The organism is Ruminococcus sp. AF31-8BH (assembly GCF_003460605.1).
GTDB classification, from domain to species: Bacteria; Bacillota; Clostridia; order Lachnospirales; family Lachnospiraceae; genus Blautia_A; species Blautia_A acetigignens.
The window spans coordinates 1,405-12,268 of the sequence record NZ_QTVN01000029.1; the positions used below are offsets into that span (position 1 = coordinate 1,405).

General features: G+C 42.5%; 10 protein-coding genes. All 10 read left to right on the top strand.

Translation table 11 applies throughout. From position 1 onward, the window contains the following. The coding region (locus DWZ38_RS21235) for an AAA family ATPase (protein WP_147343045.1) at positions 1 to 760 on the top strand (760 nt) is incomplete at its 5' end. Between the two features lie 122 nt (positions 761 to 882). Then, entirely contained in the window at positions 883 to 1,083 is a 201-nt protein-coding gene (locus tag DWZ38_RS21240; RefSeq protein WP_022473970.1) for a transposon-encoded TnpW family protein, read from the top strand. 359 nt (positions 1,084 to 1,442) lie between these two features. Continuing rightward, positions 1,443 to 4,268, top strand: coding sequence for an ATP-binding protein (locus DWZ38_RS21250; protein WP_243000476.1), 2,826 nt, complete (start codon positions 1,443 to 1,445; stop codon positions 4,266 to 4,268). A 210-nt stretch (positions 4,269 to 4,478) separates the two neighbouring features. Further along, positions 4,479 to 5,036: a DUF5697 family protein gene (locus DWZ38_RS21255; RefSeq protein ID WP_117855298.1), complete on the top strand. Its 558-nt coding sequence runs from the start codon at positions 4,479 to 4,481 to the stop codon at positions 5,034 to 5,036. Continuing rightward, positions 4,987 to 5,748: a DUF6100 family protein gene (locus DWZ38_RS21260; protein WP_243000479.1), complete on the top strand. Its 762-nt coding sequence runs from the start codon at positions 4,987 to 4,989 to the stop codon at positions 5,746 to 5,748. The genes DWZ38_RS21255 and DWZ38_RS21260 overlap by 50 nt, the downstream gene beginning before the upstream one ends. 141 nt (positions 5,749 to 5,889) lie before the next feature. Continuing rightward, a complete protein-coding gene (locus tag DWZ38_RS21265; RefSeq protein WP_178105407.1) occupies positions 5,890 to 6,951 on the top strand; it encodes a hypothetical protein in 1,062 nt (353 codons plus the stop codon). Positions 6,952 to 6,984: 33 nt separating this feature from the next. After that, positions 6,985 to 8,001 carry a DUF6017 domain-containing protein gene (locus tag DWZ38_RS21270; RefSeq protein ID WP_117855301.1) on the top strand — a complete coding sequence of 339 codons (1,017 nt, stop codon included), beginning with the start codon at positions 6,985 to 6,987 and terminating at the stop codon, positions 7,999 to 8,001. Beyond that, complete coding sequence (locus tag DWZ38_RS21275) at positions 7,994 to 9,910, top strand: VirD4-like conjugal transfer protein, CD1115 family (RefSeq protein ID WP_117855303.1); 1,917 nt, start codon at positions 7,994 to 7,996, stop codon at positions 9,908 to 9,910. The genes DWZ38_RS21270 and DWZ38_RS21275 overlap by 8 nt, the downstream gene beginning before the upstream one ends. Next, positions 9,900 to 10,205 (top strand): hypothetical protein, encoded by a 306-nt coding sequence (locus DWZ38_RS21280; protein WP_117855305.1) that lies wholly within the window; start codon positions 9,900 to 9,902, stop codon positions 10,203 to 10,205. The genes DWZ38_RS21275 and DWZ38_RS21280 overlap by 11 nt, the downstream gene beginning before the upstream one ends. Before the next feature lie 102 nt (positions 10,206 to 10,307). Next, complete coding sequence (locus DWZ38_RS21285) at positions 10,308 to 10,856, top strand: hypothetical protein (protein WP_117855308.1); 549 nt, start codon at positions 10,308 to 10,310, stop codon at positions 10,854 to 10,856. Positions 10,857 to 10,864 lie beyond the last annotated feature (8 nt).

Here is a 10,864-nt window from a genome sequence, read left to right on the forward strand (position 1 = left end):
GATTTACCAGACCGCCGAAGACGGTTTGGGCGATACCGTCAAACCCCGCTTGATGGAAGCAGAAGCCGACCTTGACCGGGTGCTTGTGATTGATGAAGCCAAGCGGGAGCTTACCCTGTCCGATGAGCGCATAGAAAAGGCAATCACGCAGAACGGGGCGCGGCTGATTATCCTTGATCCCATACAGGCGTACATGGGCGAAAAAACCGACATGAACCGGGCAAACGAAGTGCGCCCCATGTTCCGCCGCCTTGCCGATGTTGCCGAGCGTACCGGGTGCGCCGTTATCCTTATCGGACATCTCAACAAAGCTGCCGGAGGGCAGAGCGCATACCGGGGTTTAGGTTCTATTGACTTCCGCGCAGCCGCCCGGAGCGTGCTTCTTATTGGGCGCGTAAAGCGTGAGCCGAATGTGCGCGTTATCATTCACGACAAATCTTCCCTTGCGCCGGAGGGAAAGCCCGTAGCCTTTTGCCTTGACCCGGAAACAGGCTTTGAGTGGATAGGCGAATATGATATAACCGCCGACGAGTTGCTGTCCGGCGCGGGCGGCAACAACGCCACCAAAACCGAACAGGCTGAAAAGCTGATACTTGACCTACTGGCAGACGGAAAAGAGCTTGCCAGCGAGGATATAGAGAAAGCCGCAGCCGACGCGGGGATTTCTGCCCGTACTGTCCGGGCGGCAAAGAAAAACCTTGACGGGCGCATTACTTCAAAGCGTATCGGCGCAGCATGGTATCACGCCCTAAAAAAGTGAACTGGCAAAATCCAAGTGGCAAAACCCAGATACCTTGCCACTTTGCCACTTCGCCACTTCAACCTCAAAACCACCGCCCCATGTATGACCGCATGGGGCTTTTCTCATGGAAAGGAGAGCCTATGAACAACGACACCAGCAACCGCAGCACCCCCGCAACCGCTTCCCCTCTGACCGTAAAGGAAGCCGCGCCACCTGTAATGATAAAGAAAATCGGAAAGACCACCTACCGCGTCAAAATCCATTTCAGTGAAACGAGCAAAGAAACCATGAGCGACAAAATCAAGCGTCTGATTTTGAATGACAGCGAAAAAAGTTCTTAAACACCCTTGACAAAACGTATCAGAGGGAACCTTGTTCTCTGGAAGGGCAGAAGCCCGAAACGTAGTAGAAGCGGCATTTTTGGCACTCGTTGGAATCCGCTTTTTAGTATTCTTAAATCTTGGAATAAAAGGGAAGATTTATGTCGGGATCATCCTGATTCTGCCGCTTGTGATATTGGCGGTGATCGGTGTCCAGGGCGAAAGTCTTTCCTCTTTTCTTATCCAGCTGTTTTCATATCTTGTAAAACGGCGTGTGTTGACAGAGCCAAGCAGTCAGTACCGTTTAAAGAGAAACCGCCGTATCCGGAAGCAGCAGAAAAAACGCTGTAGACGGGAACGCAAAAAGAGAAAAAAGGAGGGTGGCAGAGATCGGAAGCGAAATCGAAGAGCTGAAGAGGAAACTGAAGGAGGCAAAAGAAGCCGAGAAACTAGAAAAAAAGGATAAACGGCAGCAGGAACGTGAGAAAAAGAAATCTGCCAGTCTTCAGAAGCGTCAGGATGTGCAGGAAGAAAAGCTTCGGAAAAAAGAAGACAGACTACAGGCACAAAAAGAAAGAAGGGAAGCTGCGGTCCGGTTCCATGAACAGGAAGCAGAAGAACGCAGTCTTCGGAAAAATCTGGCGGTGCAGGCTGGCGAAAAAGTTGGAAAAGAAAAACAGCCTATTCCAGTCAATGATACAGAACCAGTAGAAGCAAAAGGCAGGGAAGAGAACAGCAGTGACCTGGATATCCTTCCGGTAACCTGGGCGTCTTCCTATTTGCCAGTCAGCCAGATCAGAAATGGTGTGATCAAAACAAAAGATGAGAGTTACATTAAGATCATAGAGATTTTACCCATCAATTTCCTATTACGTTCTGCATCTGAAAAAAGAAACATTATATATTCTTTTGCGTCCTATTTGAAAATTGCACCGCCTAATTTACAGTTCAAGATTTTATCCAAAAAGGCGGATATCAAGGATTACATAGAGAAGATACGAAGAGAAGCAGAACAGGAAACAGATGAACGGTGTCGGACTTTACAGGAAGATTATGCAAAGCTCCTGACACAACTGGGAACCAGGGAAGCCATTACACGGCGTTTCTTTCTCATTTTTGAATATCCATTAAGCGGAACCAAATCCGTAAATGAAAGAGATATGTTTTTATACTTGCAATCGGCGGTACAGACAGCGAAAAAATACCTTGCTATGTGCGGAAACGTAGTTCTGGAGCATAAAAATGAAACCCGGTTTTGTGTGGAAGTGTTTTACCAGCTCTTAAACCGGGATACCAGCTTGAAGGCAACGCTTGATGAGCGTATTGAAAAAGTCCGAAAACATTATATCTTGGAAAATGGGAAAGAAAGTGTGGCAGAAATTCCAGTAACAGAGCTGATCGCACCAAATTCATTAAATTTTAAAAGTTATAAATATGTGATTGTGGATGGCGTGTATCATGCCTACCTCTACATCCCATCTGGCAGATACCGTTCCAGGGTGCCTGCTGGATGGCTTTCTCTTCTTATCAATGCTGGTGAAGGGATTGATATAGATGTTTTTTTCTTTCGCCAGGATAAAAATAAAAGTATGGAGCGGATTGGGCGGCGGATTCGTTTGAACCGCTCCAAAATAAAAGATACCTTTGATTCCAACAGTGATTTTGACAGCTTAAGTGAATCCATTCAGGCAGGTTATTACTTGAAACGTGGACTCTCTGGAAGTGAAGAATTTTACTATATGAGTACGCTGGTAACTGTAACAGGACACAGTGCGAGGGCGGTAGAATGGCGCTCAAAAGAGATGATAAAGCTGTTAAATTCGCAGGATATTGGGGTATCCAGGTGTCTGTTTGGGGAAGAGCAGGGATTTTTGTCCTCTCTTCCCCTGTTATGTCTGGATAAAAGAATTTATGAAAGGTCAAAACGAAATGTATTAACATCAGGAGCTGCAGCCTGCTATCCTTTTACCGCCTATGAGATGTCGGATAAAGACGGTATTCTGATGGGGGTAAATAAGGCAAACAGTTCTCTTGTCCTGGTAGATATATTTAATACAGCTGTTTATAAGAATGCCAATATGGTTATATTTGGCACCTCTGGATCCGGGAAAACCTTTACCATGCAGCTTATGGCACTCCGCATGCGTCGGAAAAATATCCAGGTATTTATCATTGCCCCGGATAAAGGGCATGAATTTGCCAGAGCCTGCAATAATATTGGAGGAACGTTTATTCAGATTTCGCCAGCCTCCTCCAACTGTATCAATGTTATGGAGATCAGGCAGTCAGATAAAGTAACCAGCGAGCTGTTGGATGGATATGTTTCGGAAAGATCGGAACTTGCCGTGAAGATTCAAAGCCTGCATATCTTTTTCAGTCTTCTGGTGCCAGATATGACGCATGAGGAAAAGCAGCTCCTGGATGAAGCTATGGTAATCTGTTATCAGGAAAAAGGAATTACCCATGATAACCAGAGCCTGTTTGATCCGATAAAACCGGGCTGTTATAGAAAAATGCCAATCCTGGGTGATTTACATGAAGTTCTTCTTCGAAAAGAAGAGTGTAAGCGGCTTGCGAATATCTTAAAACGTCTGGTAAACGGTTCTGCAGCCAGCTTTAACCAGCAGACCAATGTGGATCTGAATAATAAATATGTGGTGCTGGATATTTCTGAATTATCGGGAGATCTGTTGATTGGGATGTTTGTGACTCTGGACTATGTATGGTCACGGACGAAAGAGGACCGAACCAGGGAAAAAGCAATCTTTATTGATGAAGCCTGGAAGCTGTTGTCATCTAATGAACTTGCAGCTGACTACATCCAGGAAATCTATAAAACCATTCGTGCTTATGGCGGGGCGGCAATCAGTGCATCGCAGGATCTTGTAGATTATTATGAGTTAAATGGAGGTAAGATCGGAAGAGGTATTTTAAGCAACGCCAAGACCAAAATCATTTTAAACCTAGAGGTGGCAGAGGCAGAACTGATACAAAAGGAACTGGACTTATCAGAAGCAGAAGTTAATTCCATTGTTCACTTTGAGAGAGGTTGTGGATTAATTTCAACAAATAGTAATAACCTGGTTGTAGAGTTTAAAGCAAGTCAGTTAGAAAAAGATTTGATCACAACAGACAGGAAAGATTTGCAGAAATTAAAAGACCGGGTTCAAAAATATGGAGACTTTGCTTATGGAAACACGGAATAACGTACAAAAGATGTTTTAAAGACGTATTGAATGCAGCATATATGACGCATTCGCATTTGAAAGTGTGATAAATGTCATTAATGACGTATAAAAAGACACTAACAAGACGTATTAGTATGAAAATGGTGAATGTTGTTATAAATGACGCAAAGAAAACGTCCTTTATGCGTCATAGATAAAAGTGATAAAATTTCGGGAGGTATTGAAAAAATGGAAAATAAACAAAGACCTGTCATTGCTGAAACCAGAGAGCTTGTGCAGAAATATCATGTTTTGGAAAAGGCACAGATTTATGATTATTTTGCGTTAGATGGCAGAGATCATTTTGTGGGAAAAGCATTTAAGGCGTTGGAAAAAGAGAGGCAGGTTTTTATTCATCCTGAACTGGAAGTGGTGGCAGCAAGTGAGGAAACAATTGCTGACAAGGATCTGGGAACTATGAATGCAGTCTGGGTACTGCTTGATGTTAGGAAAAAAAAACAGGTGGAGGAACATTTTCCTGCTTCAAAGGAAGAGTATCCAGTGAGGATTGTTTTTTATGGTGAGGGAGAAATCTTTGATATTTTGTACATTTCAGAGGCGGAAGTTACAGTGGTAAACAATCTGTTTTCTAGGAAAGTGATTGACAGCTGCGGTCACATTATTGTAGTCGAAAATCCTGATTATATATCAGCGATTCACATAGCGAATGTGATTGGGTATTGTGTGGTGAAAGAAGGTGGGGAAGTCGAGTATTACCGATATAGTCAATGCGGATCAGAAGAATAGCACTGAGCCGTTTGGAAAAATTAAAGGTCAGCTGGATGAGACACAGGCTTTAAGCTGGCGGATGGAGCAGTATATGGCAGAGTCTCGGAATGTTCTTACTTCATGTATCCGTTTAAAATCGGAACTACAATATGATTATTTCACGGAACTGGTGTTAGAAGCTGCAAAAACAGCTGAAAAATTAACAGATAAGCTTCGAAGGCTTACCTTAGAAGTGACAGTTAATCCAGTCCAATACGAAAACTACAAGGCGGAGCTTGTGACCATCCATGGAATTGAGGTGGAATTTTCTGAGGGAATCGTAAAGGTAGCATTACCGCTCCTGATGCCCCATAGAAAAGATTTTTATACGGATTTTTTATATAAACCGCTCCATACGGCACTTCAGAACTGGTGTATGAAGCAGGTGAAAAATGGCATGGAACTACCATCATATGAAGAGTGCCTTGTATGTTTTGTGCATGTGTATAATAAAAAATTGCCTTTAGCGGGACGGGTGCGGGATCATGACAACATTGAAGAGAAGCATGTTCTGGATATCATTTCCAGCTTTTATCTGAAATCGGATAGCGGCCTTTTTGTAGATACCTTTCATATGACCAGGCTGGGTACGGAAGACGGGACTTTTTTATTTGTGATGGAGTCAAGCCGATTTCCAGGTTGGATCCGTGAAAAAAGCCAGTCTTTGGATATCGAAAAAGAAGCACTTTAAGAGTAGGAAAATTCGATATATAGAATAGGCATTCAAGCGCCTAAAAAACAAGGTATTTTGGGATATGGGAATCCGGAAAAGATACCCAAGTATTCAACATATAGGGTACAGATTCTTATTGAGTTTGAGTGGGAGGTGGAAATGAAAAAGGAGGATGTGTTGTTAAGACTGATTGCGATTTCAGGGGAATTGCCAGCAGGCCTGGTTGGAGAGATTGTAGGATCAGAAACCTATGCAGCAGCTCTTATTACCAGGTTAAAAAAGGAGCATTATATTTCTGTGAGAAATGCAGGAGGATTTAAGGGATATGTGTTGAGGAGTAAAGGGAAAAGGTATCTTCTGGAGAAGTATGAAGATGACCTTTTCTTTTTTCTTTCCGGATCTGCACAGACCAACCATGTGAAAAGTGAACCGGAGAAGAGGCTGCGGCTTCATCGGATGAGCGAGGTATGGGTCTTTTTTATGAAGATGGGTATTGAGATTTTTCAAAGCCAGAAACCGGATCTGGGAAATGGGTTTGAAAAAAGTGGGAAAAAAGCAGTGTACTATGGCAGTCTGGAATACAAAGAAAATACAGATGCAATTAAAGGCTCCAGAGCATGCGGCGTGCTGCTTACCGGGGAAACAGCTTATGTCGTTTATAACACCATGGCGAAAAGAATGAAGTGGGCCAAGAAAATGGAAACTGCAATGCGAACCTGGACGGAACGCATGCTGTTAATTGGTGGAGGACTACGACAGGCTGATTCGCTTATCTTGGGAGACAACATGGAATTTCTTCTTGTACTATTAAACAGTGATGGCGGTGTTCGAAAAAATCTATATCAGGTAGATGATGTGTACGTGCGCTATTATTATGTTCCGCGGATAGATAACGCAGAGGTTCAGATGGAGCTTTTACTAACTTCCTGGAAACGAGAGAAGCTAAAAAAATTGCTGACAACATTGGTGAAGTACCCAAGGCGCAAACAATACGCCTTAAGTGAGGGCTTTGATAAAGACATGCAGCCAATTTATTTCTGCCATGAATTGGATATGCGCCATTTATGCCGTGTTAAGCAGGAAATTGGCTGGAAACAGCAAGGGACAATCATCTGTATGGATTATCAGGCAAATATACTTAAAGAGTATTTTGGAGAGGAGGTGAGGGTTCGTGAGCTGAATACAGATAAAATAATGGAATTTCTGGCTAAGGGCAAATAGACGCAGCCTATAGCCTAGTCAGGGAGGTGCATTATGTGCAATCCATTTGATACAGGAAGTCCGACGGTAGACCGGATGTGTCGCCTGCAGTTTACTGGGAATGTGATCCCGTCCACCTGGTATCATACGATCAAAAAAGAAACCGCAAAACCCAACTTGAATGCGATTATCATATTGGCAGACATTGTGTACTGGTACAGACCCGTGGAAATCCGGGATGAGGCAACCGGGCAGTTGTGCGGCTTTAAAAAGAAATTCCAGGCGGACATTTTGCAGAGAAACTATCAGCAGTTAGCGGATCAGTTTGGAATAACCAAGCGTGATGCAGTAAATGCTGTAGTAGAATTGGAAAAGCTGGGAGTGGTAACAAGGGTATTCCGGACCGTCAGCATTAAAGGGCAGCTTTACTCCAATGTGATGTTCCTGGATCTGGATGTAGACGTATTGATTCAGTTAACCTATCCGGAAACATTGGAAAATGCAGCCGTAGGGATATCAGATACCCCCTATCACTTATTTGGGGGACAGCCCCCACCGAAAAAAGTGACAGGGGTCACTAAAATAAGTGAGAGGGTATCCCCGAAACAAGTGACAGCTGTCTCCGATATGGGGGAGACATATACAAAGAATACATACAGAGATTACAACATAGATTTTTCTATTCCTTCGTATCGGGAGGTGGCAGAACAGGTAAAGGAGCAGATTGAGTATGATAACCTGATATTGGATCATCCCCATGACAGCAGGGTTGAAGAAATTTTGGGATTGATTGTGGATGTAATGACTTCAACTGCAGCTGTAATCCGAGTGAACCGGGAGGAAAAACCAGTGAATGTGGTAAAAGCACAATTTCTAAAGCTAAAAAAGGAACATATTGACTTTGTATTGTTCAGCATGGATTCAAATACCACAAAGGCCAGAAATATCCGGGCAGTGCTTCTTACAGTTCTGTATAATTCCGTGAATACCATGTGTAGTTACTACGACAATCTGGTCCAATACCATATGACTGAGGAACTGAGAGGTGAAGAGAGGAAAAAGGATGTTTAAAAAATTTGATAAAAGAAAATTACTGGCAGTTATCTGTGGAGGTGTATTATTAGCAGGATATCTGGGAGGATTTTTAAAAATCCTCCTGGACGATGCAAATGTTGATCTAAATCCCATTCACTGCATGGCGGCAGGATGGACCAGTACCAAAGGCAGGATGTGGATATTATTTTCCATTCTAATTCTCTTATTTCTGATGGCTCTTGTGATTTATCGGGGACGGGTGAATCCACTTCAGGATGAACGCGGCTTTGAATTATCTACCCAGGGTACTTATGGAACTGCGGGATTTATGAGAGATAAGGAACTGGCGGAAATTCTGAGGGCAGATAAAACAATGGATGGTATAAATGGAATCATATTTGGCAGGGAGATTGGAACTGGAAATGTATTGAGCCTTCCGGTGGATTCCAGGCTGAACCGGAATATAGCAGTCTGCGGTTCCCAGGGATCCATGAAATCCAGGGCTTTTGCAAGAGTAATGGCGTTACAGTGCGTGCGCCGCGGTGAGAGTATGTTTATTACAGATCCAAAATCGGAACTATATGAGGATTTATGTGCCTATTTAAAAGAAAACGGGTATGTGGTGAAGCAGTTTAACCTGATTCAGCTGATACACTCTGATGCCTGGAACTGTCTGGCGGAAATTGATGAGGGAGAGCTGATCGACGTATTCTGTGATGTGGTTATCCGAAATACTACAGATAAATTTGATCATTTTTACGACAATGTGGAAATGGATTTATTAAAAGCTCTTTGCCTATACGTATACGAGGAATATCCGCCAGAGAAGAGGACATTTGCAGAAGCCTATATGCTTTTGCTGAATAAAAGTGTAGATATGCTGGATTCCATTTTTGAAAGGCTGCCAACCAATCATCCGGCCAAAGGACCTTACCAGCTGTTTGCAAAAGCAGAAAAAGTAAAGGGAAATGCGGTACTTGGGCTTGGTACCAGGCTGCAGATTTTACAGAATAAACTGGTACAGCAGATTACCAGTCATACAGACATCGACCTCACCCTTCCGGGAAAACAAAAATGTGCGTATTTTTGTATTACGTCGGATCAGGACTCTACCTTTGATATGCTGGCAACCTTGTTCACTTCATTTTTGATCATAAAACTGGTTCGCCTTGCAGACCGGACAGAAGATCGTGTGCTGCCGGTTCCAGTCAGTTTTATACTCGATGAATTTCCAAACATCGGTGTCGTTCCGGATTTTAAAAAGAAGCTGGCAACAGCCAGATCCAGACGGATTGGAATGAGCATTTTATTTCAGAATATTCCCCAGCTTCAGAATCGTTACCCAGACAATCAGTGGGAAGAGATTCTTGGAGGATGCGATTTCTCAATATTCCTTGGGTGTAATGATATGACAACTGCGACTTACTACAGTGACCGGACTGGAGAGATTACGGTATCGGTGGCTTCTGTCCGGAAAAACTTTTATACCATCCGGGCAACGGATTATGTACCGGAATATTCAGAGTCAAAATCCCTTGGAAAAAGACAGCTTCTTCTTCCTGACGAGGTGCTTCGTTATCCCCTAAATCAGGGAATCCTGATTATCCGCGGGCATAATGTATTAAAATTCCAGAAGATGGACTATACCGAGCATGAAGATGCAAAGAATCTCCGGCTGGAAAAAGTAGTGGAACACATACCGGACTGGCACAAAGAATGGGAAAAGGAAAAAGCACAGGAACAGCCTTTTTCATATATGGAGCAGGATGATGAGGTATCTATTTCATTTCCACCTAAATCCAGTATGGATGAAGCGTGTGAAGAACCGCTCGCAGTAGATGCAAAGCCCAAAAGAAAACCAGGCAAAAAAACGGAATCGAAGTTGGGTGTAACAAGAGTAGAAGATTTGTTCGCTAGGAAGGAGGTGGAAGTAGATGACAATTGACCTGTCACAGATCAAAGAGAATTCCATGGTACGGTATGGCTTTAAAATCCTTCTCATGCGGGAATTTGATATCCACATAAACGAGACAGATGTTGGCAGACTCATAGCAGCGGCTGACTGCATTGAAATATATGATTCTATAGAAGAATTCCTGGATAGGAGCGGATGGAAAAAGGATAATCCGGAGTTATGTGCAGAAGCATATCTTTTGGATAATCGGATTTGCCGAAATATTCAAGGAAAGGTGTGGTATTTTTCTAGACTCCGATATGAAAAAAAATGTTTAGAAATTTGAAAATGAAATTTTAAAGAGTATATAAGTTGATGTATATGAAAGCGAAAATATGCATCAACTTATTTTTATGTTATAATTAGGAAATAAAACAGAGGAAATGCTATGTATGATAAATTTTTATTAGCAATTCAGGAGTCAATAATGTATAAGGACTCAGCTTTGTGTAGGTTAAGTCCTGAAATAATGAGAGAATTTAAAGAGCAGTATGAAACGCCTGGACTACAAGAGAAATTGAACGGTCTACAAGATGGCTTGTATAGCTTGAGTCCGAAGACGATAAAGGAAATTAAAGAACGATATGAATCGTTTGACCTACGAGAAGAACAATTGGAGGGAATCATTAATTCTGAAGCGGCTGCTGCGTTTGACAGAAAAGAGGGATACATTTTAACTGTATTTATGTATCTTTTTCTAATGCATAAAAATTTAGAAGCTACTGATTTTTACGATACTCCAAGACTACAAGAATTGTTTGGATACATTAGTGGAGTAAATACTTGTGTTTCTTCTTTATTAATGGATTATGACTTTGATACATATGGAAATCTTAATTTTGAAGATTTTTATATGCCTCACGTACGTCTTTTGAAATATGTTGATTCTATTAATGAAAAGCCTAATCCCCCAGCTATGCTGGGGAGAATGGAGTAGGCGGAAGC